General features: G+C 72.5%; 24 protein-coding genes. 10 read left to right on the plus strand and 14 right to left on the minus strand.

Annotated features, from left to right (window positions below; genetic code table 11):
• Positions 1-64: 64 nt before the first annotated feature.
• From ACFV6E_RS06225 to ACFV6E_RS06235, 3 genes are read left to right on the plus strand one after another with little or no spacing between them, the layout of a single operon-like run.
• Positions 65-1402, plus strand: a complete 1338-nt coding sequence (locus ACFV6E_RS06225) for a ferric reductase-like transmembrane domain-containing protein (RefSeq protein ID WP_385167505.1) — start codon at positions 65-67, stop codon at positions 1400-1402.
• A 40-nt stretch (positions 1403-1442) separates the two neighbouring features.
• Entirely contained in the window at positions 1443-2282 is an 840-nt protein-coding gene (locus tag ACFV6E_RS06230) for an FMN-binding protein (RefSeq protein WP_385459655.1), read from the plus strand.
• Between the two features lie 55 nt (positions 2283-2337).
• Positions 2338-3075: an FAD:protein FMN transferase gene (locus tag ACFV6E_RS06235; RefSeq protein ID WP_385167507.1), complete on the plus strand. Its 738-nt coding sequence runs from the start codon at positions 2338-2340 to the stop codon at positions 3073-3075.
• Positions 3076-3109: 34 nt separating this feature from the next.
• Here ACFV6E_RS06235 and ACFV6E_RS06240 read toward each other — a convergent pair whose 3' ends face one another.
• From ACFV6E_RS06240 to ACFV6E_RS06265, 6 genes are all read right to left on the minus strand, one after another.
• Complete coding sequence (locus ACFV6E_RS06240) at positions 3110-3646, minus strand: arginine repressor (protein WP_385167448.1); 537 nt, start codon at positions 3644-3646, stop codon at positions 3110-3112.
• Between the two features lie 7 nt (positions 3647-3653).
• Positions 3654-4871, minus strand: a complete 1218-nt coding sequence (locus tag ACFV6E_RS06245) for an acetylornithine transaminase (RefSeq protein WP_385167450.1) — start codon at positions 4869-4871, stop codon at positions 3654-3656.
• On the minus strand, positions 4868-5800 hold the full coding sequence (gene argB, locus ACFV6E_RS06250) for an acetylglutamate kinase (protein WP_385167452.1): 933 nt from the start codon (positions 5798-5800) through the stop codon (positions 4868-4870). Before argB ends, ACFV6E_RS06245 begins: the two co-directional genes overlap by 4 nt.
• On the minus strand, positions 5797-6948 hold the full coding sequence (gene argJ / locus ACFV6E_RS06255; protein ID WP_385167454.1) for a bifunctional glutamate N-acetyltransferase/amino-acid acetyltransferase ArgJ: 1152 nt from the start codon (positions 6946-6948) through the stop codon (positions 5797-5799). The genes argB and argJ overlap by 4 nt, the downstream gene beginning before the upstream one ends.
• Complete coding sequence (gene argC / locus ACFV6E_RS06260; RefSeq protein WP_385459657.1) at positions 6945-7973, minus strand: N-acetyl-gamma-glutamyl-phosphate reductase; 1029 nt, start codon at positions 7971-7973, stop codon at positions 6945-6947. The genes argJ and argC overlap by 4 nt, the downstream gene beginning before the upstream one ends.
• A gap of 103 nt (positions 7974-8076) precedes the next feature.
• Positions 8077-9198, minus strand: coding sequence for an FAD-dependent oxidoreductase (locus tag ACFV6E_RS06265; RefSeq protein ID WP_385459659.1), 1122 nt, complete (start codon positions 9196-9198; stop codon positions 8077-8079).
• A 53-nt stretch (positions 9199-9251) separates the two neighbouring features.
• Between ACFV6E_RS06265 and ACFV6E_RS06270 the strand changes: the two genes are divergently transcribed.
• Positions 9252-9944: a TetR/AcrR family transcriptional regulator gene (locus tag ACFV6E_RS06270; RefSeq protein WP_385167459.1), complete on the plus strand. Its 693-nt coding sequence runs from the start codon at positions 9252-9254 to the stop codon at positions 9942-9944.
• A gap of 74 nt (positions 9945-10018) precedes the next feature.
• Here ACFV6E_RS06270 and ACFV6E_RS06275 read toward each other — a convergent pair whose 3' ends face one another.
• Complete coding sequence (locus tag ACFV6E_RS06275; protein ID WP_385167461.1) at positions 10019-10225, minus strand: hypothetical protein; 207 nt, start codon at positions 10223-10225, stop codon at positions 10019-10021.
• Positions 10226-10315: 90 nt separating this feature from the next.
• Here ACFV6E_RS06275 and ACFV6E_RS06280 point away from each other — a divergent pair, with 90 nt between their 5' ends.
• On the plus strand, positions 10316-10474 hold the full coding sequence (locus ACFV6E_RS06280) for a hypothetical protein (RefSeq protein ID WP_385459661.1): 159 nt from the start codon (positions 10316-10318) through the stop codon (positions 10472-10474).
• 171 nt (positions 10475-10645) lie between these two features.
• On the opposite strand, the gene ACFV6E_RS06285 is transcribed toward ACFV6E_RS06280, so the two are convergent.
• The 3 genes from ACFV6E_RS06285 to ACFV6E_RS06295 form a co-directional block, all read right to left on the minus strand.
• The gene (locus ACFV6E_RS06285; protein ID WP_385167463.1) at positions 10646-11107 is read right to left on the minus strand and encodes a hypothetical protein; all 462 of its coding nucleotides are present in this window, start codon (positions 11105-11107) and stop codon (positions 10646-10648) included.
• A 60-nt stretch (positions 11108-11167) separates the two neighbouring features.
• Positions 11168-12358 (minus strand): DUF6745 domain-containing protein, encoded by a 1191-nt coding sequence (locus ACFV6E_RS06290; protein WP_385167464.1) that lies wholly within the window; start codon positions 12356-12358, stop codon positions 11168-11170.
• Positions 12359-12656: 298 nt separating this feature from the next.
• Positions 12657-15137: an alpha-L-arabinofuranosidase C-terminal domain-containing protein gene (locus tag ACFV6E_RS06295; protein ID WP_385167466.1), complete on the minus strand. Its 2481-nt coding sequence runs from the start codon at positions 15135-15137 to the stop codon at positions 12657-12659.
• A gap of 136 nt (positions 15138-15273) precedes the next feature.
• Here ACFV6E_RS06295 and ACFV6E_RS06300 point away from each other — a divergent pair, with 136 nt between their 5' ends.
• Positions 15274-15729, plus strand: a complete 456-nt coding sequence (locus ACFV6E_RS06300) for a DUF6314 family protein (RefSeq protein ID WP_385167509.1) — start codon at positions 15274-15276, stop codon at positions 15727-15729.
• On the opposite strand, the gene ACFV6E_RS06305 is transcribed toward ACFV6E_RS06300, so the two are convergent.
• Together ACFV6E_RS06305 and ACFV6E_RS06310 are read right to left on the minus strand one after the other, a co-directional pair.
• Positions 15726-16310 carry a histidine phosphatase family protein gene (locus ACFV6E_RS06305; protein ID WP_385167467.1) on the minus strand — a complete coding sequence of 195 codons (585 nt, stop codon included), beginning with the start codon at positions 16308-16310 and terminating at the stop codon, positions 15726-15728. The genes ACFV6E_RS06300 and ACFV6E_RS06305 overlap by 4 nt on opposite strands.
• Positions 16311-16372: 62 nt before the next feature.
• Entirely contained in the window at positions 16373-17860 is a 1488-nt protein-coding gene (locus ACFV6E_RS06310; RefSeq protein ID WP_385459663.1) for a PLP-dependent aminotransferase family protein, read from the minus strand.
• Between ACFV6E_RS06310 and ACFV6E_RS06315 the strand changes: the two genes are divergently transcribed.
• Together ACFV6E_RS06315 and ACFV6E_RS06320 are read left to right on the plus strand one after the other, a co-directional pair.
• Positions 17859-18851 (plus strand): DMT family transporter, encoded by a 993-nt coding sequence (locus tag ACFV6E_RS06315; RefSeq protein ID WP_385459665.1) that lies wholly within the window; start codon positions 17859-17861, stop codon positions 18849-18851. The genes ACFV6E_RS06310 and ACFV6E_RS06315 overlap by 2 nt on opposite strands.
• A gap of 98 nt (positions 18852-18949) precedes the next feature.
• Positions 18950-19144, plus strand: coding sequence for a DUF1918 domain-containing protein (locus ACFV6E_RS06320; RefSeq protein WP_385167473.1), 195 nt, complete (start codon positions 18950-18952; stop codon positions 19142-19144).
• A 43-nt stretch (positions 19145-19187) separates the two neighbouring features.
• On the opposite strand, the gene ACFV6E_RS06325 is transcribed toward ACFV6E_RS06320, so the two are convergent.
• Positions 19188-20441 carry a glycoside hydrolase family 10 protein gene (locus ACFV6E_RS06325; RefSeq protein ID WP_385459667.1) on the minus strand — a complete coding sequence of 418 codons (1254 nt, stop codon included), beginning with the start codon at positions 20439-20441 and terminating at the stop codon, positions 19188-19190.
• A gap of 170 nt (positions 20442-20611) precedes the next feature.
• Between ACFV6E_RS06325 and ACFV6E_RS06330 the strand changes: the two genes are divergently transcribed.
• Positions 20612-21472: a 3-hydroxybutyryl-CoA dehydrogenase gene (locus ACFV6E_RS06330; protein WP_385459669.1), complete on the plus strand. Its 861-nt coding sequence runs from the start codon at positions 20612-20614 to the stop codon at positions 21470-21472.
• A gap of 205 nt (positions 21473-21677) precedes the next feature.
• A complete protein-coding gene (locus ACFV6E_RS06335; RefSeq protein ID WP_385167478.1) occupies positions 21678-21935 on the plus strand; it encodes a hypothetical protein in 258 nt (85 codons plus the stop codon).
• 97 nt (positions 21936-22032) lie between these two features.
• Here ACFV6E_RS06335 and ACFV6E_RS06340 read toward each other — a convergent pair whose 3' ends face one another.
• On the minus strand, positions 22033-22572 hold the full coding sequence (locus ACFV6E_RS06340; RefSeq protein ID WP_385167480.1) for an NUDIX hydrolase: 540 nt from the start codon (positions 22570-22572) through the stop codon (positions 22033-22035).
• Positions 22573-22676: the final 104 nt, after the last annotated feature.

Raw genomic sequence — 22676 nt, forward strand, 5'->3', positions numbered from 1 at the left:
CCCGGAGCAACACGGAGGAACCGTGTCCACGATCGCCGGTGGTCGCGCCGCGCGACGCCAGACCATGCGCCGCATCCGCCCCCGCCGCTCCCCCGCCGTCCCGCTGCTGCTCGCCGTCTGGGCGGGCGCCGCCGGGGTGATCTGGCTGTGGTGGAGCAACACCCCGTCCATCGCGGACGACACCAGCAGGGTCCTCAACGCGGGACGCATCACCGGGCTGCTCGCCGGTTACCTGATGGCGCTCGTGGTCCTCCAGATGGCCCGGGTGCCGGCACTGGAGCGCCGCGTCGGCTCCGACCGGGTGGCGCGCTGGCACGCGATGAGCGGCCGCTACACGCTCTGCCTGGTCCTCGCCCACCTCGTCCTGATCATGTGGGGGTACGCCCTCCAGGCCGGGCTCGGCTTCGGCGACATCGTCCAGCAGACCGTCGACTCCGTCGAGCAGCTGCCCGACATGGGCAAGGCGGCGATCGGCACCGGACTGCTGATCCTCATCGGCCTCCTCTCGGTCGGCCCGGTGCGCCGCAGGATCCCGTACGACTTCTGGTACCACGTGCACCTGCTGACGTACGCGGCCGTGTTCCTGACCTTCTGGCACCAGCTCTCGACCGGGAACGAGTTCGCGGTCGAGCCGGTCGCGAAGACCGTCTGGTACGGGCTGTACGGGTCGGTGACGGCGCTGGTGCTGTGGTACCGGGTGCTCGTGCCGATCCGGCTGAACCTGCGGCACCGGATGCGGGTCGAGGCGGTCATCGAGGAGACGCCGGGCATCGTGTCGGTGCTGATCCGCGGCCGGAAGCTGCACCGCATGGGCGCGGAGGCGGGGCAGTTCTTCCGCTGGCGGTTCCTCGCCCCCGGCATGCGGATGAGCTCGCACCCGTACTCGCTGTCGGCGGCGCCGCGCCCCGAGATGCTGCGCATCACGGTCAAGGCGATCGGCGACCACAGCGCCGCGCTGCGCGACCTGGAGCCCGGCACCCGGGTGTGGGCCGAGGGGCCGTACGGCGCGCTGACCGCGTCCCGGCGCAGCCGCGGCAAGGTGCTGCTGGTCGCGGGCGGGGTGGGCATCACGCCGATGCGGGCGCTGTTCGAGACGCTGCCCGGCGCCTCCGGCGACCTGACCCTGCTCTACCGGGCCAACAGCACCCAGGACCTGGCCCTCTGGGACGAGCTGTCCAAGATCGCCGATGAGCGCGGGGCCCGGCTGATGTACGCGGTGAACAGCCCCGACGGGGAACGGCCCGACATCTCGGCCGAGACCCTGCGGATGAAGATGCCGGACATCGACCGGCACGACGTCTTCCTGTGCGGGCCGCCCGGCTTCGCGCAGTCGGTGTACGAAGCGCTGCGCGGCGCGGGGGTCCCCGCCCGCCGCATCCATCACGAGTCGTTCGAGATGTGAGCGACGGGACCGGAAGAACGGGAATCGGGAGTCCAGAACGATGAAGAAGAGCCATCCCATACGGCGTGTCGTGCTCGCCACCGCCGCCACCGTGTCCGGGGTCGTCCTGCTGCTGTCGCTGAAACCGGGCGGCGACGCCGCCGCCTCGGCGCAGGGCGGGGCCGCCGCGCAGCAGTCGGCGGCCGGTCAGGAGTCGCCGCAGGGCGGCACCTCCGCGCAGTCCGGCACCGTCACCGGCAGCGTGACGCAGACCCAGTACGGTCCGGTGCAGGTCCGCCTCACGCTCAGCGGCGGCAAGGTCACCAAGGCGGAGGCCGTACAGGCGCCCAGCGGGGGCCGCAGCGACCAGATCTCCGGCGACGCCGTGCCCAAGCTCAACCAGGAGGCGGTGGCCGCCCAGGACGCCGACATCGACGCCGTCTCCGGGGCCACGTACACCAGCGCCGGCTACAAGAAGTCGCTCCAGTCGGCCCTGGACAAGGCGAAGACCTCCGGGTCCGCCGGATCCTCCGGGTCTTCCGAACCCTCAGGGTCCTCCGGGGCCTCCGGTTCCTCCGGGGCCTCCGGTGGCGGAGCCGCGTCGTCGCAGGCGCCCGCCCCCGAGGGCAGCCGCACCGTCGACGGCGACGTCGTGCAGACCCAGTACGGCCCCGTACAGGTCCGCCTCACCGTGAACGGCGGCGCGATCAGCAAGGCGGAGGCCGTCAAGGCGCCCAGCGGCGGCCGCAGCACGCAGGTCTCCGCCGACGCCGTCCCCAAGCTGAACGAAGCGGCCGTCACCGCGCAGAGCGCGCAGATCGACGCCGTCTCCGGAGCCACGTACACCAGCGCCGGCTACAAGAAGTCCCTCCAGTCCGCGCTGGACGAGGCCGGTGTCTGAGCCGCCCGCCGACACCGCCGGGTCACCGGCCGCCCTGCGCCACACGGAGGAGGTCATGGGCACGGTCTTCTCGTTCGACGTCCGCGGCGGCGAGCCGGAGGCGGTGCGGGCCGCGCTGGAGGAGGCGGTCGCCGGGCTGCATCACGTGGACCGGGTGTTCAGCACCTACCGGGACGACAGCCAGATCTCCCGGCTCGCCCGCGGTGAGCTGACCGCGGCGGAGTGCGATCCGGAGGTCGCCGAGGTGCTGGCCCTGGGCGCCGAGGCGGAGCGGCTCAGCGACGGCTGGTTCAGCACGACGTACGAGGGGGTGCTCGATCCGACGGGGATCGTGAAGGGCTGGGCGGCCGAGCGCGCGGCCCGGCACCTCGCCACCGCCGGGGCGAGCGGCGTCAGCGTGAACGGCGGCGGCGACGTGCAGCTCTACGGCGCGCCCGGTCCGCACCGGCCCTGGCGGATCGGGGTGTCGGATCCGCAGCGGCCCGGTGCGCTGGCCGCCGTGGTGTCCGCCGCGGGCGTGTCCCGACTGGCCGTGGCGACCTCGGGCACGGCGGAGCGCGGCGCGCACATCGTGGACCCGCGCACCGGCCGGTCGGCGGTCACCGACCTGGTCGCCGTGACCGTGGTGGGGCCCCGGCTGACCTGGGCCGACGCCTGGGCGACCGCGGCCTTCGCGATGGGCTCGCGGCAGGCGCTCCAGTGGCTCGAATCGCTCCCGGACGTGGAGGCCCTGCTGATCACGGCGGGCAGCGAGGTCCGCTGCACGGGCGGGCTGCCCGACCGGCTGGGCTGAGAGCCTGTGTCATGTCCCCGGCCGGGCGCGGCGCTCAGTGGTGGTTCTGCGCCAGTCGCAGCAGGTGGTCGGCGAGCGCCTGGCCGCCGGTCGGGTCGCGGCTGATCAGCAGCAGCGTGTCGTCGCCCGCGATGGTGCCGAGGATGTCGTGCAGTTCGGCCTGGTCGATGGCCGAGGCGAGGAACTGCGCGGCGCCCGGCGGGGTGCGCAGGACCACGAGGTTGGCCGAGGCCTCCGCGGAGATGAGGAGTTCCGCGGACAGCCGCCGCATCCGCTCCTCCTTCGCCGACTCGCCCAGCGGTGCGCGCGGGGTGCGGAAGCCGCCCTCGCTCGGTACCGCGTAGATGAGGTCGCCGTCGTTGTTGCGGATCTTCACCGCGTTCAGCTCGTCCAGGTCCCGGGAGAGCGTCGCCTGCGTGACGGTCAGCCCGTCGTCGGCGAGCAGCTTCGCCAACTGGCTCTGGGAGCGCACCGGTTGCCGGTTGAGGATGTCCACGATCCGGCGGTGGCGTGCGGTGCGGGTCTGCGGTACGGCGGGCCCGGCCTGCTCGTGGTCCTGCGCCTGACTCATCGTCGCCTCATTCTCCGGCTCGTCCTTCCCCGTCGGCCGCGTCGACCGCGCTGACTGCGTCGAGGACGCCGGGCAGCGCCCCGAGCAGCGCGTCCACTTCGTCGTCGCCGAGGTTCAGCGGCGGCATCAGCCGTACGACGTCGGGGGCGGGCGCGTTCACGAGGAGGCCGGCGTCCTGAGCCGCCTGCTGCACCTGCGGCGCGAGCGGCTCGGTGAGCACGATACCCAGGAGCAGGCCCGCGCCCCGGACGTGGCCGATCAGCGGGTGGCCGAGCGCCTCGATCCCGTCGCGCAGCCGCGCCCCGGCCCGCTTGACGTTCTCGAGCAGTCCCTCGGACTCGATGGTGTCGAGCACGGCGAGACCGGCGGCGCAGACGACCGGGTTGCCACCGAAGGTGGTGCCGTGGTGGCCGGGCTTCAGCAGTTCGGCGGCGCGTCCGAAGGCGACGGTGGCGCCGAGCGGCAGGCCGCCGCCGAGCCCCTTGGCGAGCGTGACGACGTCCGGCAGGACCCCGTCGTGCGCCTGGTACTCGAACCACTGCCCGGTGCGGCCGATGCCGGTCTGCACCTCGTCGAGGACGAGGAGGCTGCCGGTGGCGGCGGTGATCGCGCGGGCGGCCTTGAGGTAGCCGGGGGGCGGTACGACGACGCCGTTCTCGCCCTGGACCGGCTCGATGATCACCAGTGCGGTGTCTTCGGTGACCGCTGCCTTCAGCGCCTGGGCGTCGCCGTACGGGACGTGGGTGACGTCGCCGGGCAGCGGCCGGAAGGGGTCCTGCTTGCCGGGCTGGCCGGTGAGGGCGAGGGCGCCCATGGTCCGGCCGTGGAAGCCGCCCTGGGTGGCGACCATGTGCGGCCGTCCGGTGAGCCGGCCGATCTTGAAGGCGCCCTCGTTGGCCTCGGCGCCGGAGTTGCAGAAGTAGACCCTGCCGTCACGCCCGAAGAGGCTGAGCAGCCGTTCGGCGAGCGCGACCGGCGGCTCGGCGACGAAGAGGTTGGAGACGTGCCCGAGGGACGCGATCTGCCTGCTGACGGCCTCGACGACGGCCGGGTGGGCGTGGCCGAGCGCGTTGACCGCGATGCCGCCGACGAAGTCGAGGTACTCCTTGCCGTCGGCGTCGTACAGCCTGGTGCCTTCGCCGCGGACCAGGGGGAGGCGGGGGGTGCCGTAGTTGTCCATCAGCGAGCCCTGCCACCGCTGGGTCAGTTCCTCGTTGGCGGTCATGCGGCGTCCCCCTTCTCCTTCTGTTCTTCGTCGTCCGGCACGACCATCGTGCCGATCCCTTCGTCCGTGAAGATCTCCAGCAGGATCGAGTGCTGGACGCGGCCGTCGATGACGCGGGCGGTGGTGACGCCGTTGCGCACGGCGTGCAGACAGCCCTCCATCTTGGGCACCATGCCGCTGGCCAGTTCGGGCAGCAGCTTCTCCAGCTCGCTCGCGGTGAGGCGGCTGATCACCTCGTCGCTGTCGGGCCAGTCCTCGTAGAGACCTTCGACGTCGGTCAGGACCATCAGCGTTTCGGCGCCAAGCGCCGCAGCGAGTGCCGCAGCCGCCGTATCAGCATTGACGTTGTAGACATGCCCCTTGTCACCGTCGTCCTGTGAGCGGGCGATCGAGGAGACGACCGGGATGCGGCCGTCGGCGAGCAGGGCCTCGATCGCGCCCGTGTCGATCTCGGTGATCTCGCCGACCCGCCCGATGTCGATCAGCTCGCCGTCGATCCGGGGTGTGTGCTTGGTGGCGGTGATCGTGTGCGCGTCCTCGCCGGTCAGGCCGACGGCGAGCGGTCCGTGCTGGTTGAGCAGCCCGACCAGCTCGCGCTGCACCTGTCCGGCGAGCACCATGCGTACGACGTCCATGGCGTCCTCGGTGGTGACCCTGAGGCCCGCCTTGAACTCGCTGACGATGCCGTGCCGGTCGAGCGCCTTGCTGATCTGCGGTCCGCCGCCGTGCACGACGACGGGCTTGAGGCCCGCGTGCCGCAGGAAGACGACGTCCTGGGCGAAGGCGGCCTTCAGCTCCTCGTTCACCATGGCGTTGCCGCCGAACTTGATGACGACCGTCTTGCCGTGGTGCCGGGTCAGCCAGGGCAGCGCCTCGACGAGGATCTGGGCCTTGGGGAGTGCGGTGTGTTTCCGCGTCACATTGCTCATGACGAGTACGCGCTGTTCTCGTGGACGTAGTCCGCGGTGAGGTCGTTGGTCCAGATGGTGGCCGTCTCGTCGCCCGCGGCGAGGTCGGCGACGATGTGGACCTCGCGGTAGCGCATGTCGACCAGGTCGCGGTCCTCGCCGACGCCGCCGTTCTTGCAGACCCAGATGCCGTTGATGGCGACGTTCAGCTGATCCGGCTCGAAGGCGGCGGACGTGGTGCCGATCGCGCTGAGCACCCGGCCCCAGTTGGGGTCCTCGCCGTGGATGGCGCACTTGAGCAGGTTGTTGCGGGCGATGGAGCGGCCCACCTCGACGGCGTCGGCCTCGCTCGCGGCACCCACGATCTCGACCTTGATGTCCTTGCTGGCGCCCTCCGCGTCACGGATCAGCTGCTGGCCGAGGTCGTCGCAGACGGCCCGTACGGCCTCGGCGAACTCCGCGTACCCGGGGCTGACGCCGGACGCGCCGGAGGCGAGCAGCAGGACGGTGTCGTTGGTGGACATGCAGCCGTCGGAGTCGACGCGGTCGAAGGTGACCCGGGTGGCGTCCCGCAGCGCCTTGTCGAGGACCTCGGCGCCGAGGTCGGCATCGGTGGTGACGACGACGAGCATGGTGGCCAGGCCCGGGGCGAGCATGCCGGCACCCTTCGCCATGCCGCCGACGGTCCAGCCGTCCTTCGTCACGACGGAGGTCTTGTGGACGGTGTCGGTGGTCTTGATGGCGATGGCGGCCTTCTCGCCGCCGTGCTCGGACAGGGCGTCCGCCGCGGTCTCCACCCCCGGCAGCAGCTTGTCCATGGGCAGCAGGACGCCGATCAGCCCGGTGGAGGCGACGGCGATCTCCCCCGCGTTCTGCCCGAGGACCTCGGCCGCCTTCTCGGCGGTGGCGTGCGTGTCCTGGAAGCCCTTGGGTCCGGTACAGGCGTTGGCACCGCCGGAGTTGAGGACGACGGCCGAGACCAGACCGCCCTTGAGCACCTGCTCGGACCAGAGGACCGGCGCGGCCTTCACACGGTTGGAGGTGAAGACGCCCGCGGCGGCCAGACGGGGCCCGTTGTTGACCACGAGGGCCAGGTCCGGGTTGCCGTTCTCCTTGATCCCGGCGGCGATACCGGCCGCCGTGAACCCCTTGGCAGCGGTGACACTCACGGTGCGACTCCGATCGTGGAAAGACCCGTGGCCTCGTCGAGGCCCAGGGCGATGTTCATGCTCTGGACGGCACCGCCCGCGGTGCCCTTGGTCAGGTTGTCGATCGCGCTGATCACGATCATGCGGTGCGCCGCCGCGTCGTACGCGACCTGGATCTGAACGGCGTTGGAACCGTGGACGGACGCGGTCGCGGGCCACTGCCCCTCGGGAAGCAGGTGCACGAACGGCTCGTCCGCGAGTGCCTTCTCGTAGGCGCTCCGCACCGACTCCCCGCTCACCCCGGGGCGGGCCTTCGCGCTGCACGTGGCGAGGATGCCGCGGGGCATCGGGGCGAGCGTCGGCGTGAAGGACACGGAGACGGACTCGCCGGCCGCCGCGGAGAGGTTCTGGATCATCTCGGGCGTGTGCCGGTGCCCGCCGCCGACGCCGTACGGGGACATGGAGCCCATGACCTCGCTGCCCAGCAGGTGCGGCTTGGGCGCCTTGCCCGCGCCGGAGGTGCCGGACGCGGCGACGATCACGGCCTCGGGCTCGGCGAGCCCGGCCGCGTACGCCGGGAAGAGCGCGAGCGAGACGGCCGTCGGGTAGCAACCGGGCACCGCGATGCGCTTGGACCCCTCCAGCGCTCCGCGGGCACCCGGCAGTTCGGGGAGCCCGTAGGGCCAGGTCCCGGCGTGCGCGGAACCGTAGAACCGCTCCCAGTCGGCCGGGTCCTTCAGCCGGAAGTCGGCGCCCATGTCCACGACGAGGACGTCCGGACCGAGCTGCTCGGCCACCGCGGCGGACTGGCCGTGCGGCAGCGCGAGGAAGACCACGTCGTGCCCGGCGAGGACGTCGGCGGTGGTCTCCTGGAGCACGCGGTCGGCGAGCGGCAGCAGGTGCGGTTGCAGGGCGCCCAGGCGCCGGCCCGCGTTGGAGTTGCCCGTCAGGGCGCCGATCTCGATCTCCGGGTGCGCCAGGAGCAGACGCAGCAGTTCCCCGCCCGCGTATCCGCTCGCTCCGGCCACCGCCGCACGTACCGCCATGGAACCCTCCTCTTGGATGGCATGACTATACGTATCGATGCACGTTTATGCAATATCGATCCATGGGTACGGGAGGGGCGGCGGGGCCGGGCGGGCCCCGCGGTCAGGACGGCTGGACCTCGTCGAAGAGGGCGAGGGCCTGGGCGGGGTCCGGGCTGACCAGGCGTTTCAGACCGGCCGTCGTGAACTCCGCCCACCGGCCCGCCCGCGCCCACATCCGTTCCTCGAAGGCGCGGACGGTCGCGTCCAGCTCTCCGGGGGCGGCGACGGCGACGGCCTCGGCGAGTTCGGCACCCTCCAGCATCGCGAGGTTCGCGCCCGCCCCCAGGGGCGGCATCAGGTGGGCGGCGTCGCCCAGCAGCGTCACCCCGGGGACGTGGGTCCAGGTGTGGGACACGGGCAGGACGTACAGGGAGCGGCGGACGAAAGCGGTGCCGTGGCGGAGGAGGTCCAGAAGGGGAGCGGCCCAGCCGTCGAACAGGGCCAGGAGGCCCGATCGCACGGTCTCGGTATCCGCCGACTCGGGGTCCGTGCGCCGGTCCAGGGGCGCCCGGAGCTGGGCGTAGACCTTGACGTGGCCGTCGCTGTTGCGCTGGGCGACGAGCGACCGGTTCACGCCGTACACGGCCAGGGAGCCGTCACCGACCAGCCGGGCCAGGTCGGGGTGGCGGGTGTCGATGTCGTCCAGGGAGGTCTCGACGTAGGTGACGCCGGTGTAGTGCGGCGTCACCGGCGTCAGGGCCGGGCGGACCCGCGACCAGGCGCCGTCCGCGCCGACCACGAGGTCGTACGTCTCCTGCCGTCCGTCCGCGAAGTGGACGCGTACGCCGTCCCGGTCCCCCGGCACCACCTGCGTCACGGTCCGCCCCCACTGGACGTCGAGGGGGCCGAGCAGCAGGTCGCGGAGGTGCCCGCGGTCGATCTCGGGGTTGGCCCGGTCGTCCGGACGGGCCGGCCAGTCGCGCAGGACGGTCCCGTCGGGGTCCAGGATGCGCATGGCCTGCCCCTCGGGACGCGACAGCGCCCGGAACTCCGCCAGCAGCCCCGCCTTGTCCAGCGCGCGCTGGCCCAGCCCCTCGTGCAGGTCCAGCGCGCCGCCCGGCGGACGGGCGTCGGGGGCGGGGTCGCGTTCGAGGACGGTGACGGGACGGTCGTGGCGGTGCAGGACGCGGGCGAAGGTGAGGCCGCCGGGACCGCTTCCGACGACGGCGATGCGTTGTCTCATGTCGATACACTGTATTGGCTCGATACACCGTATCGCAACAGTACGGTGTGACCATGACTGTCTGGGACCGGCCCGAGCCGCCGCATCGCCCCGTACCGCTCGACCGGGAGCGGATCGTCGCCGCCGCCGTCGCACTCGCCGACGAGGGCGGCCTGGAGGCGGTGTCCCTGCGCAAGGTCGCCGCCCGGCTGAACGCCGGGCCGATGCGGCTGTACGGATTCATCTCCACCAAGGAGGAGCTGTTCGACCTCATGCTGGACGAGGTCCAGGCCGAGATCGTCCCGCGGGAGCGGCCCGGTGACTGGCGGGAGACGCTGGCCGACCTCGCCCACCGGACGAGGCGGGCCGCGCTGCGTCACGTGTGGCTGGCCGACCTGCTCGGCGGCCGTCCGGCCATGGGCCCGAACGGGCTCGCCGTGGCCGAGGCCACGCTGTCCGCCCTCGACGGCCTCGCCGACATCGACACCGTCATGCGCGCCGTGGAGACCGTCAACGCGTACTGCATCGGCGCGATCAGGCGCGAGACCGCGAACCTGCGGGCCGAGCGCGCCACGGGTCTGTCCAGGCACGACTGGCAGCGCTCCCGCGGCCCGCACATGACGAAAATGCTGGCCACGGGCCGCTTCCCGGCGGTGGCCAGGGCCGTGCACGACGGCACGGACGTGGACGCCGAGACCACCTTCGCGACCGGCCTCGACTGGGTCCTCGACGCCGTGGCCGCCCGGATCGCCCCGCCGCCGGCGTGATGACGGCCGCCCGCCGCTCCTCGTGACCCCGGGGGCCGGGCGGGGGCGGCCCGCCCGGCCCCCGGACTCGTGGCTCAGGCCGCGTCGAGGACCGCGATGTCGACGGCCCGGAGCCGGTCCGGGTCGGCGATGACGTCGATGCCGGTGACCGCGCCGTGGGCGGCCGGGTCCGAGGTGCGGATCCTCAGCCGGCGCGGCGGCGATCCGGGGCCCGGCGTCGAGCACGTCGCGGTCGACCTGCTCGGTGACCATGACGGCAAGGGGCTCGGCGCCGCGCTCACGGGCGTGGCGACGGTGCTGCACCTGGCGGGCGGCGACAAGGGCGACGACAGGGTGGCGCGGAAGCCGGCCGGTGCCGCCCGCTGCTGCCGGTGCGGATGCCCGGGAAGGCGGGCCGTGCCTACCGCGCGGGCGAGAACCTGGCCCTGACCGGCCATGACGTCGGCGAGCGGACCTGGGAGTCCTTCCTCGCCGAACGGGTCGGCGCGGCTGCGGTGGGCGGCGGGCAGCGGGTACCGGCGGGGTCCTGAGCCCGAGGCCCGGGCCCGCGGAGGATGGGCCCGAGGCCCGGGCCCGCGGAGGATGGGCCCGAGGCCCGGGCCCGCGGAGGATGGGCCCGAGGCCCGGGCCCGCGGGGGACGGGCCCGGGCTCCGGCCGCCCCCTCCCGGCTCGATGGCCGGGCCCCGGCCGCCCCTTCCGGTCAGTCGGCGATCAGGCGGTTGCCCAGTCGTCCGGCGCGCTGCGAGCCGCGTTCGCGCTGGCGGCGTACGACATAGCGGCCGGGTGCGATACCGGTGCCGCCGTGCTCGGGGTGGATGAGATACGCGACCGCCGTGGTGTCGAGCATGCCGAGGCAGAGGCCGAGCGGATCGCGGAGGCCGGTCGTCCACCGGCAGGTGCCGGGGTCGGCCACCAGGGAGTGCGGGTTGCCGCCCGCCGCGCCGCGCAGCAGCTCGACGCCGTCGGCGGGCACGTCGGTCCAGGTGGCCCACGAGTGCAGCCGCACGCTGTGCGCGACGAACCCGTAGGGGACGACGATCAGATCGCCCTGTGCCTGGAGCCCGTCGACGACGGGGATGGTGACCTGGCGCTCCAAATGGTCGAGGACGTCGAGTCCGGTACGGCTGGTGAGGTCGGCGAGGGTCATGGTCGGCATGGTCATCTGCATCACCTTGGGTGTGGGTGGAAGAGGTGTACGGGTCGGGCGGCCGGGCACGGGCGTTCACGTACGGCGGGCCAGCCGGGCGTACTGCTCGCCCGAGAGCCCGTAGGTCCAGCCGGCGGCCGCGACCGGGTCGTCGAAGTGGGCGGGGACGCCGAGCCCGTAGCGGCGGTGGCGTCCGTCCGGCTCGACGGAGCCGTTGACGACGAGCAGCAGCCGCGCGGGGCGTCCCCACAGTTCGTTCGGAACGTCGTAGAGGTGCAGGTCGGAGCCGTCGTTGCCGGGGTCGCGGGCGGTGGCGACGAGGCCGAGGCGGGCCTGTGCGAGGTAGCCGTCCCAGCCGATGCGCTCGATGGCGCTGCGGCGGACCTCCACGTTGCGCTCGGCGTGGATGCGTTCGACGGTGGGGTCCGTGATCACCCAGGCCGGCACGTGGGTGCCGTGCAGGGCGTGCACCGCGGCGCCGTCGGCGAAGCGGACGGCGGGGCCGTCGCCGCGGTGCAGCCGCCGCTCGCCGTGCCAGGCGTCGGGGAGGGGTTCGGTGTGGATTTCGGTGGGCCGTTCGGCCAGGACGCACACTCCGGCGCCGGGCCACCACCAGCCGGTGGCGCGCGCGAGCGCGGCCCACAGGCCGAGCTGGGCCCGGTCGCCGGACCGGTAGCGGGCGAGTCCGACGCGGTCGAAGACGTCGTAGTGCCCGATCCACTGGGCGTCGTGCTGCCCGTACCAGGTCGTTCCGTCCAGGCCGCCCGTCGTGGGCATGAACTCGGTGCGCAGCAGGGCGCGTACGGAGCTGTGCAGGGTGGTACGCAGCGCGAGCCGGCCAACGCTGTCGATCACCGAGTTCAGCGGCCGGCCGGCCGCCAGCGCCTGTTCGGCCGGCAGCTCGCCCGGCGTCGGCCGGCGGTCCCGGCCCAGCGGGTGGCCCACCCGGTCGTCGAGCCGTTCGCGCAGGTCGCGCTGGAGGGAGGCGAGCCGGGCGGCGGGCGTTCTGAGGTCCGGCCGGACGAGCGCGGGCCCGCTGTCCAGCCGGAGCGGCGGGAAGGCTGCGGGGTACCGGCGCAGCAGCCGGAGTGCGGCGGGCGGCGACGGGGTCCAGCGGAACTCCGGGGCCGGTTCGCCGATCAGGCGGTACAGCTCGGTGACGGCGGCCTCGGCCGCGGGCCGGTCGGCCGGACACGCGGCCAGCCCGTGGGCGAGCCAGTCACCGGCGAGCAGCCGCGCCCGCGCGAGGCGGTCCTGTGGGGACACGGGCCGCGGGAGGTCGTGGTGGGGGGCGGACGGGACAGGTCCCTCCTGGGGACCGGGCACCGCGCTCACCGGACGGTGGCGGTGGCCGCCTTTCGCATCATCATGCGAGGGATCATGACAGCGACACCGGTACGCCGCAAGGCAATTACCGCGCGGACGATCACCACGGCGAAGGCCACGGCGGGCGCCCCGTACGGGAAGCCGTGGTCCACCGCCCGGTGGACGGCGGACCACGGCTCCGGCGGGCCCGGCTCACTCCCGGACCCGGGCCCGGCTCACTCCCGGACCCGCGTTGCGCCTACCCCTTCTTGATGCGCAGGAACGTCACGGAGTTCGCCGGGAAGGTGTACGTGAACCGGTCGGCGACCCCGGTGAAGGTCGACGTGACCGGGGCGACGGCCGTGTCCGTCTCGCTGTTCACCGCGTCCGGCGCGGCGGCGAGCGTGGTCACCGGGGCCTTCTTCGCGACCTTCGCACCACCGAGGTCGACGGCCGTACGGGCGTCCGCGGACTGCGCGTTGACGACCTTGACGATGAGGTCGCCGGTCTTCGCGTCCCGGGTGACGACCTGCCGGAACGGCTCGGCCGGCTTGTCGTCGGTGAAGCTGCCCCACTCCTCGCCGTCGAGCAGCAGGGTCACCTGCCGCCCCCGCACCTCGATGTCGATGTCGTAGGCGCGCCCCGTCTCGATCGAACCGGCCTTGGAGATCAGGGTCGACTTGCCGCCGTCCACGGCCTGTTCGACGGCGGAGGAGGTGTTGTTCCAGCCGCCCAGGTTCCACCAGTAGTAGTTGCCGGTGTCCTTGACACCGAAGGCGACGAGGAAGCCCTCCTTGCCGGACTTCTTGGTGGCCTTCACGTGCAGGTCGTAGTTCTGCCAGGAGGTGTCGCCCGCGGAGACCATGGTGTTCTCGGCGGCCTCGTCGGTCTGCACGTACTGCCCGTCCTGGACGCTCCAGCTCCCGCCGCCGGTGTGCGTCCACCGGGCGGCGTCACCGGAGAAGTCGTCGCTCAGCAGCGTCGAGCCGTCCTCGGCCGTGACCTTCACGTCGTCGTACGCGGCCGTCGTCGCCCAGGTGGACAGGCCGACGGCGCCGGAGATCGGGCCGCTCACGTCCGGGGTGGTGGTCGCGGTGGAGGGCACCACCCGGTCGCCCACGTTGTTCATGAAGAGCTTCTGCACCTCGTAGTCGGCGGAGCCCCACGAGGCGTGGTTGTTGAACCAGATCATGTCGGGGCGCCACTGCACGTAGTCCTCGTTGGCGAGCAGCGGGGCGTACGAGGCCAGCTTCACGACATCGGCGTTGCGCTCCAGGCCGGTCATGTACGCGGCCTCGGCGAGCGCGTTCTTGAAGGTGTTGCCGCCGGAGGCGTACTCGCCGAGGAAGACCTTGGGGCCGTTCCTGTCGTAGGAGTCGTAGCGGTCGTTGTTCTGGAGGAACCACTGGGGGCTGTTGTAATAGTGCTCGTCGACCATGTCGACGCCGGCGTCCTTGTTGAGCTGCCAGGCGGTGTCGAAGGTGGTGCCCGCGTCGTCGGGGCCGGAGTTCGAGATCACCTGGATGTCCGGGTACTCGGCCTCGATGGCGTCCCGGAACTGCGTGAAGCGCTCGAAGAACTCGGCCGGCAGGTTCTCCTCGTTGCCGACTTCGAGGTGGGTGAGGTGGAAGGGCTTGGGGTGCCCCATGGCCGCCCGCTTCTTCCCCCACTCGCTGGTCACGGGCCCGTTGGCGAACTCGATCAGGTCCAGGGTGTCCTGGATGTGCCGCTCGAGCAGCGCCTCGTCGTCGGTGGCCTTGTTCTGGCCGCAGCCGGTGACCAGCGCGGGCACGACGGGCAGCGGCATCGCGCCGATGTCCTCCGAGAACTGGAAGTACTCGTAGTAGCCGAGTCCGTAGCTCTGGTTGTAGCCCCAGAAGTTGGCGTTGGTCGCGCGCTGCTCGACGGGGCCGATGGTGTCCTTCCACTGGTACGAGCGCTTGCGCTGGTAGCCGGACGCCTCGTCGTAGCCCTCCATGGAGCCGGTGTTGACCAGGCAGCCGCCCGGGAAGCGCACGAAGCCCGGGTGCAGGGCGGCGATCTTCTCGGCGAGGTCCGTGCGCAGGCCGTGGCCTTTGTACGTGTCGCGCGGCAGGAGCGAGACCATGTCGAGCGCGACGGGCCCGCCCGCGGTGACGGTGAGCCGCCCGGTGGTGCTGTCGCGGGTCGCGGTGAAGGTCGCCCGGTACTCGGCCCAGCCGCCGCGCACCGCGACCTTGCGGGCGCTCGCGAGGGTGCCGTCGGCGTCGTGCAGGGTCACGGTGAGGGGGGTGGCCGCGTCGGCGCGGGCCCACACCGAGAAGTCGTAGCGCTCGCCCTTCTCGGTCCGGATGCCGGTGTTGTAGCCGGAGTTGGTGACCGCCGAACCGGCGCCGAGGGAGAGATAGGTGCGGTTGCGGGCGTTGAGCCGCCCGCCGTCGCTCACCGCCTCGGCGCTGCCGTCCGCCGCCCAGGAGGTGAGCGGGGTGTAGGAGGAGTTGTCCGCGGTGCTGTACTCGAAGGACCGGTTCTGGACGAGTTCCGCGTAGAGTCCGCCGTCCGCGGCGCGGTTGATGTCCTCGAAGAAGACGCCGTACATCGTGTCGTCGATCTTCGCGCCCGACCCCTTGGGGTCGACGGTGATCGAGTAGTCGGTGACGGCCTCGGCGTGGGCGGGTGCCGGGACGACGGCTCCGGCCACCAGGAAGGCGGTGGCGGTGAGACCCAGTCTCCAGCGCGTGCGGGTGCGGGTGCGTGACATGGACACTCCGTAGTTCGTCATTTCGAACATTGGTCAGCACTTCGAACGGCAAGATAGGGAGGGGACTGTGGAGCGTCAATGGGTCGCGCAGCACGGACAGGACGGAGAGCGGGACGGGATGGGCGGGACGGGCGGTATGGGCGGGGTGGGCGAGACCGGCGGGTTCTGGCCGGTGCCGGACGTACTGGCGTATCTCGCGGGGGACTGGCGTGTGGCGCGTACGGTGCGGGACCTGGCGAGCGGCGACGAGGGGGACTTCTCGGGCGGCACGGTGTTCGGCCCCCTGGAGGGCGGCGGGCTGCTGCACCACGAGTCGGGCACGTTCTCCTGGCGGGGCGCCGCCCGGCCCGCCGAGCGGACGCTGCGCTATCTGCCCGGCGACCGCCCCGGCACGGCGTCCGTACGGTTCGCCGACGGCCGCCCGTTCCACGACCTGGACCTGACGACGGGGCACCACGTCGCCGACCACCCGTGCGCGGCCGACCTCTACCGCGGCGAGTTCACCGTGTACGACCCCGGCCACTGGCGCACGGTGTGGCGGGTGGGCGGCCCGGCCAAGGACCTGCTGCTCACCACGGAGTACACGCGCTAGGGGTGCTGGGCGCCCGCCTCGATGCGCAGGTTCCAGCGGCCGTTGTGGCCGGTGAGCGTGACCGTCGACAGCGGGCGCACGTCGAGGTTCCAGTACGCGGACGGCGGCACCCTGAGGGCGTAGACCACGGCGGCCCTGACCACCGACGGCTCGGCGACGGCGACGATCCGGCCGCCGTCGTCGGCGGGCCGGGTGTCGAGCCAGCCGCCGACCCGGAAGACGAAGGCCAGCAGCGATTCACCGCCGTACGGGGCGGAGCGCGGGTCGGCGAGCCAGGCGTCGACGGCCTCGGGCTCGCGCGCCATCGCCTCGCCCAAGGTGAGCCCTCGCCAGCGGCCCATGTCACAGTCGCGCAGGGCGAGTTGGACGAGCGGGGAGTAGCCGAGGGCCTCGCCGGTGGCCCTGCTGCGCGGGGTCGGCGAGCAGTACCGCAGCTCGGCCGCGGCCAGCGGGACCAGCTCGTGGGCGACACGCTGCACCTCGCCCCACCCCGCCTGGTCCAGCGGCCGGTCGTCCTCGAAGCGCTCGGCGAGCAGCGAGGAGCTTCGCGCGGCGGCGACGAAGGTGACCCGACAATGCATGCGGCGATGGTCGACCGCGAATCAACGCAGGTCAAGAGCTGTAACTGAAGGTATTCTGAAATTCACGTACGCGAACGGGAGTCGGCGTGCGGGGCGTTGGAACCATCCAGCGCCTCGTCGCAAGCCGCCCGCAGCCGTCGTACCCCCTCCGTGATCTCCGCCGCCCCGGCGACGGCCGCGAAGCTGAGGCGGAGGTGGCCGGCCGGGGGCTCCGCGCTGAAGTAGGGGCGGCCCGGGGTGATGGCGACCCCCGCCCGCAGGGCGCCCGCGACCAGGGCGGATTCCGCCGCGGCGCCGTCGGGCAGCCGCAGCCAGAGGTGATAGCCGCCGGACGGGACGTGCGGCAGGTCCAGCTCGGGCAGGTGCAGGCGGAGCGCGGCGGTCATCATGTCGCGCCGGTTGCGCAACTCCGCGGCGATGGACCGCAGATGACGCGGCCACGCGGGCGAGCCGACGAGTTCGAGCGCCGCCTCCTGGAGCGGGCGGGGGACGAAGAAGGTGTCGACGACCTGGATGGCGCGCAGCCGTTCCAGGACGGGCCCCTGCGCGGCGAGCGCGCTCACCCGGAAACTGGGCGAGGTCGCCTTGGTCAGCGAGCACACGTGCACGACGATTCCGTCGGGGTCGTCGGCGGCGAGCGGACGCGGCAGCGGCCCCGCGTCCTCGTGCACGAGCCGGCGCACGAAGTCGTCCTCGACCACGAACGCCCCCGCGTCCCGCGCGATGCGCAGCACCTCGGCGCGCCGCGCGGGCGCGAGCACCGCGCCCGTCGGGTTCTGGAACAGCGGCTGGCAGACGAACACCCGCGCCCCGGTGGCCTTGAACGCGTCGGCGAGCAGCGCCGGTTTCACCCCGTCGGGGTCCACCGGCACCGGCACCGGGCGCAGCCCGGCGGCGCGGGCGATGGCGAGCATGCCGGGGTACGTCGGCGACTCCACGAGCACGGGCGCGCCGGGCGGCGCGAGGGCGCGCAGGGCGGTGGTGAGCGCGGACTGCCCGCCCGCGGTGACCAGTACGTCGGCCGCGCCGATCGCCCCGCCGATGCCCCGCGCGAACCACTCCCGCAGCTCGGGCAGGCCCTCCATGGGCGGCCGCCCCCAGACCCCGGGCCTGCGCCCCGCCCGGGACAGCGCCGCGCCCATCGCCCGCTCGGGCTGGAGGGACGGATGGAGGTAGCCGCCGTTGAACTCGATCACTCCGGGTGGCGGCGCGGCCAGCGACACCAGCACCCCGGAGGCGTCCACGGTGCGCGGTACGGACTCGGTGGCGGCGTCCGCGCTGAGCGCCACGGTCTGCCAGGCGGTGTCGCCGGCGGCCGGCGCGGTGCGGGGCTCGGCCCGGAAGGCACCGGCTCCGGGCCGGGTGACCACCAGGCCCTCGGCGGACAGTTGCGCCAGCGCCCGCGAGACCGTCACCGGACTCACCCTGAACCGCTCCACGAGCGCCCGGCTGGACGGCAGCTTTCCACCCGGCGAGTAGCGGTCCAGCTCCCGCCGGAGCCGATCCGCCAGACCATCGACGCTGCTACCAGCACTGCTACGCTCATGCATGAGAGCAGAGAATAGCGCTACCGCCGAAACCGCAATAGCAGTCAGCGCCTCCTCCCGGGAATCCACCGAGCCCGCCCCGGCCGTCACGCCCGCCGCGACCGCCACGGCCACCGAGCCCGGCGACCGTTCCCCCCACGCCCGCACCGGCACCCTTCAGGCCGCCCTCGGCGTCGTCGCCTTCTCGCTGACGTTCCCGGCCACCGCCTGGGGCCTGGAGGGCTTCGGGCCATGGTCGCTGGTGACCGTGCGCAGCGTGCTGGCGGCGGTCATCGCGGGCGGCTGTCTGCTGGCGCTGCGGGTACCGCTGCCGGCCCGGCGGCACCTGCCCGGCCTGGCCGTGGTCGCCCTGGGCGTCGTCCTCGGCTTCCCGCTGCTCACGACGCTGGCCCTGCGGACGTCCACCACCTCGCACGCGGCCGTCGTCGTCGGACTGCTCCCGCTGACGACCGCGCTGTTCTCGGCGCTGCGTACGGGCGCGCGACCCTCCCGTACCTTCTGGGGCGCCGCACTCGCGGGCGCCGCCGCGGTGATCGCGTTCACCGTGCAGCAGAGCGGCGGCGCCCTGACCGGTGCGGACGCCTATCTCTTCGGCGCGCTGCTGGTCTGCGCCGCGGGCTACACCGAGGGTGGCAGGCTGGCGCGGATCATGCCGGGCTGGCAGGTCATCGGCTGGGCGCTGGTACTGTGCCTGCCGCTCACCGTGCCGGGCACCGTCCTCGCCCTGGCGTACGAGCCGGTGCACTTCACGGCGCACAGTGTGACCGGTCTGCTCTGGGTGGCGGCCGGTTCGCAGTTCCTCGGCCTGGTGGTCTGGTACCGCGGCATGGCGGCGATAGGCATCCCGAAGGCCAGTCAGTTGCAGCTCGCACAGCCCCTGCTCACACTGGTGTGGTCGGTGCTGCTGCTCGGCGAGCGGCTCACCCCGGCCGCGCCGCTGACGGCCGCCGCCGTACTGGTCTGCATCGCGGTCACCCAGCGGGCGCGAGGCTGACCGACGGCGCGTACGGGCCGGGCCCAACCGGGCCCGCCCGCCGTAGACTTGCGGTCACGGACCGCTGGATCCGCACGTGCGAGAGGAGGCCCTCCAAGATGCGTGCAACCGTGGGCGACCAGTTGGTGACGCACGGCAGGATCGTCGGCCAGCACGACAAGGTCGGCGAGATCACCGAGGTCATGGGTGCGGGCGGCACTCCCCCGTACCGCGTGCGCTTCGAGGACGGACACGAGGCAGTGATGTCACCGGGCCCCGACTCCGAGATCCGCCACAAGGAAGCGCCCGCGTAGCGGCGCCGGTCCCGCACAGGGAAGAGCCGGGGTACGGGGCCGCTCAGCGCGGCGGCCTCGCCCGCCGCCGGTAGTGGTCGGCGACCACCCGGGCCATCGCGCCGATCCGGTCCTCGCCCACCTCCTTCGCCGAGAAGAAGACGTGCCCGCGCACCTGCGGCCAGTCCTTGGCGAAGGTGAGGTGCCGGGACAGCTCCGCGGGGTCCTGCCAGGCCGCGGGCTGCGCCGGGTCGCCGGCCTTGTACAGCGCCTCGCCGATGTAGAGGCGCACACCCGTCCCCCGGGCGGCCTCCGCCCACCACGGCACCAGCTTCGCGTAGTCGGCCGCCTCGAACCCGATGTTCCAGTACACCTGCGGGCAGATGTAGTCGACGGTCCGCTCCCGCACCCATTTCCGGGTGTCCGCGTACAGGTCGTCATAGGTCTGCACGCCGGCTCTGGTGTCCGAGCCGAGCGGGTCGGTCGCCTCGTTGCGCCACACGCCGAAGGGGCTTATCCCGAACTGGACGGAGGGGCGGATCCGCTTGACCCGGGCGGCCGTCTCCCGCACCAGCCGGTCGATGTTGTCGCGCCGCCAGGCCGCCCGGTCGGGGAAGCCGCCGCCGTGCGCCGCGTAGGCCGCGTCGTCGTCGAAGACCTGCCCCGCGACCGGATACGGATAGAAGTAGTCGTCCCAGTGCACGGCGTCGATCGGATACTTCCGTACGGCGTCGAGCATCGCGTCCTCGACGAAGGCGCGGACCTCGGGCAGGCCCGGGTTGTAGTAGAGCTTCCCGCCGTACGGCACGACCCACTCAGGATGCAGCCGCGCCGGATGGGAGGCGACGAGCCTGGTCGGGTCGGTGTGGTTGGCGATCCGGTACGGGTTGAACCAGGCGTGCAGTTCGAGCCCGCGGGCGTGCGCCTCGGCGACGGCCGTACCCAGCGGATCCCAGCCGGGGTCCTGGCCCTGGACACCGGTCAGGTACTGCGACCAGGGCTCGTACGGCGAGGGCCACAGCGCGTCCGCCGTGGGGCGCACCTGGAAGATCACCGTGTTGAGACGGCGGCGCACCGCCGTGTCCAGATGGGCGAGGAGTTCGGCCCGCTGCTCGGCGGCGGTCAGGCCCGGCCGTGACGGCCAGTCGCGGTTGGCGACCGTCGCCAGCCACATGCCGCGCAGCTCGCCGCTTCTTCGCCCCCGCCCCCCGGCGCTGCCGCCCGTACCCGGGGACGCCGCCGCGTCCCCCGCCATGGTGAGCCCCGACAGTGCCGCCGCGGCGGCCACCGCGAACGCCCGCCGTGTCATCCGTGTCATGCGTACACACCCCCACACCCTGCGGATCCGCCCGGTCACGGATCGTCCCTGCGCCACAGCATGCCCGACCCGGACGATCGATCGGGCGGACTTCCGGAGTAACGTGCTCGGTCGGAGCGGGCGCCGCGGGGCGGTCGCCCGCCGGGTCCGTGAACAGCGAAAGGGACGATGTGACCGACATCGAACGCGTCGGAGTGGTGGGCTGCGGCCAGATGGGAGCGGGCATCGCCGAGGTGTGCGCCCGCGCCGGTCTCGACGTCAGGGTCGCGGAGACCACCGGCGAGGCGCTGGAGATCGGCCGTACCCGCCTGTTCAACTCCCTCTCCAAGGCGGCCGAGCGCGGGAAGATCACCGCGGACGAGCTGACGGAGACCCAGGACCGGCTGAGCTTCACCACGGACCTCGGCGAGTTCGCCGACCGCGACCTGGTGATCGAGGCCGTGGTCGAGAACGAGCAGGTCAAGACCGAGATCTTCCAGGTCCTCGACCAGGTGATGGTCCGCCCGGACGCGATCCTCGCCTCCAACACCTCCTCGATCCCGCTGGTGAAGCTCGCCGTCGCCACGTCGCGCCCCGACCAGGTCATCGGCATCCACTTCTTCAACCCGGCGCCGGTGCAGCGGCTGGTCGAGCTGATCCCCGCGCTGACCACCTCCGAGGGCACCCTCAGCCGGGCCCAGGCGCTGGTCGAGAAGATCCTCGGCAAGCACGCGATCCGCGCCCAGGACCGCTCGGGCTTCGTGGTCAACGCGCTGCTGATCCCCTATCTCCTGTCGGCGATCCGGATGTTCGAGTCGGGCATCGCGGGCCGCGAGGACATCGACAACGGCATGGAGCTGGGCTGCGCCCACCCGATGGGCCCGCTCAAGCTGACCGACCTGATCGGCCTCGACACGGTCGCCTCGATCGCGCACTCGATGTACGAGGAGTACAAGGAGCCGCTGTACGCCGCTCCCCCGCTGCTCCAGCGCATGGTCGACGCGGGACGCCTCGGCCGCAAGACCGGGTCGGGCTTCTACACGTATGCCTGAGAACGGCTCCTCTCGTCACACTCCGTGAGATTCGGGCCCCGTGCGGGCTCCGTCGGCGTTGGCGTGCCGGGTTCGCGGTATTCACACACCGTGTGCGCGGCGGGCACGCATATGCCTTTCGCACACGCTCCCCACACGCCTACCAGGCCGGTTGACTTTCCGTGCGCATGCGAAGCATGCGACGACTACGGAAAGGAGCGGATACGTGACCGCCGACCCCGAGCATCGCGTGGTCCAAGGGGAACTCGCAGAGTTACGTCGCCGCCTCGACGTGGCGCATGCCCGCGTCGAGGGAGGACTGGCTCTGCTCAATCACCGGGCAGAAGAAACCGCGAAGGAAGTCGATGACCTCAGCTCACGCGTCATCGCGATGGAACACTCCCGCTGGCCCTTGCCGGCCGTCGCGGCCCTGACGGCCGTGGGCGCACTCGTCGTGGCGTTCTGGCAGGCCTTCGGCAACTAGGCCCGGGCCGCCGGACCGGCACCGGCCCGAGGGGCGACGACGCCGGTACGACGACACAGGGCCCGGGCCCGAGGACGCCGTGGGGGGAGATTCAGGGCTAGGCGTCCTGCCCGAGCCGCAGATGGTGCAGCAGGAGCAGTGCGGCCGCCATGTTGGCGGCCGGGACCTCACCGCGGGCGACCATGTCGGGAACAAGCTTCAAGGGAACCCATTCCCGGCGGTCGGACTCGAAGTCGTCCACGGGGTGTCCGATGTACGTGCCTTCGTCGGCCCAGTAGATGTGGTGCCGCGCGTCGGTGAGCCCGTTCGAGGGCTCAACGCTCATCAGATGGCGCAGAGGTCCCGGCCGCCAGCCGGTCTCCTCCTCCAGTTCGCGGGCCGCCGCGACGGCGATGTCCTCGCCGTCCTCGACGACGCCCGCCGGGAGCTCCCACCCCCAGCTGTCGGTGATGAAACGGTGCCGCCAGAGCAGCAGCACCTCGTTGGCCTCGTTCACCACGGTGGCCACGGCCACGGGCCGCAGCCGGATTAAGAAGTGATCGAGGTGCCGCCCGTCCGGCAGCTCCACATCCGCGAGATTGACGCTGAACCAGCGGTTTGCATACACAGTCTGTTCGTTCTGTTTCGTCCACTGCACGGTTCTGCCACCTTCCGCCGAGTAGATGGCAATATCGCAGTAGGAGCGACCTCACAGCAGGCTCACAGTGGTGCGCTCACGGCGCGGCGGCAGGCGCGAACGCG

This window comes from Streptomyces sp. NPDC059785 (assembly GCF_042732375.1).
GTDB lineage: Bacteria > Actinomycetota > Actinomycetes > Streptomycetales > Streptomycetaceae > Streptomyces.

What these genes read in the sequence shown, in the direction of transcription:
- ACFV6E_RS06225 (WP_385167505.1), top strand. Translation starts at nt 65, where the DNA reads ATGCGCCGCATCCGCCCCCGCCGCTCCCCCGCCGTCCCGCTGCTGCTC.
- ACFV6E_RS06230 (WP_385459655.1), top strand. Translation starts at nt 1,443, where the DNA reads ATGAAGAAGAGCCATCCCATACGGCGTGTCGTGCTCGCCACCGCCGCC.
- ACFV6E_RS06235 (WP_385167507.1), top strand. Translation starts at nt 2,338, where the DNA reads ATGGGCACGGTCTTCTCGTTCGACGTCCGCGGCGGCGAGCCGGAGGCG.
- ACFV6E_RS06240 (WP_385167448.1), bottom strand. Translation starts at nt 3,646, where the DNA reads ATGAGTCAGGCGCAGGACCACGAGCAGGCCGGGCCCGCCGTACCGCAG.
- ACFV6E_RS06245 (WP_385167450.1), bottom strand. Translation starts at nt 4,871, where the DNA reads ATGACCGCCAACGAGGAACTGACCCAGCGGTGGCAGGGCTCGCTGATG.
- argB (WP_385167452.1), bottom strand. Translation starts at nt 5,800, where the DNA reads ATGAGCAATGTGACGCGGAAACACACCGCACTCCCCAAGGCCCAGATC.
- argC (WP_385459657.1), bottom strand. Translation starts at nt 7,973, where the DNA reads ATGGCGGTACGTGCGGCGGTGGCCGGAGCGAGCGGATACGCGGGCGGG.
- ACFV6E_RS06265 (WP_385459659.1), bottom strand. Translation starts at nt 9,198, where the DNA reads ATGAGACAACGCATCGCCGTCGTCGGAAGCGGTCCCGGCGGCCTCACC.
- ACFV6E_RS06270 (WP_385167459.1), top strand. Translation starts at nt 9,252, where the DNA reads ATGACTGTCTGGGACCGGCCCGAGCCGCCGCATCGCCCCGTACCGCTC.
- ACFV6E_RS06285 (WP_385167463.1), bottom strand. Translation starts at nt 11,107, where the DNA reads ATGACCATGCCGACCATGACCCTCGCCGACCTCACCAGCCGTACCGGA.
- ACFV6E_RS06295 (WP_385167466.1), bottom strand. Translation starts at nt 15,137, where the DNA reads ATGTCACGCACCCGCACCCGCACGCGCTGGAGACTGGGTCTCACCGCC.
- ACFV6E_RS06300 (WP_385167509.1), top strand. Translation starts at nt 15,274, where the DNA reads ATGGGCGGGGTGGGCGAGACCGGCGGGTTCTGGCCGGTGCCGGACGTA.
- ACFV6E_RS06305 (WP_385167467.1), bottom strand. Translation starts at nt 16,310, where the DNA reads ATGCATTGTCGGGTCACCTTCGTCGCCGCCGCGCGAAGCTCCTCGCTG.
- ACFV6E_RS06315 (WP_385459665.1), top strand. Translation starts at nt 17,859, where the DNA reads ATGAGAGCAGAGAATAGCGCTACCGCCGAAACCGCAATAGCAGTCAGC.
- ACFV6E_RS06310 (WP_385459663.1), bottom strand. Translation starts at nt 17,860, where the DNA reads ATGCATGAGCGTAGCAGTGCTGGTAGCAGCGTCGATGGTCTGGCGGAT.
- ACFV6E_RS06320 (WP_385167473.1), top strand. Translation starts at nt 18,950, where the DNA reads ATGCGTGCAACCGTGGGCGACCAGTTGGTGACGCACGGCAGGATCGTC.
- ACFV6E_RS06325 (WP_385459667.1), bottom strand. Translation starts at nt 20,441, where the DNA reads ATGACACGGATGACACGGCGGGCGTTCGCGGTGGCCGCCGCGGCGGCA.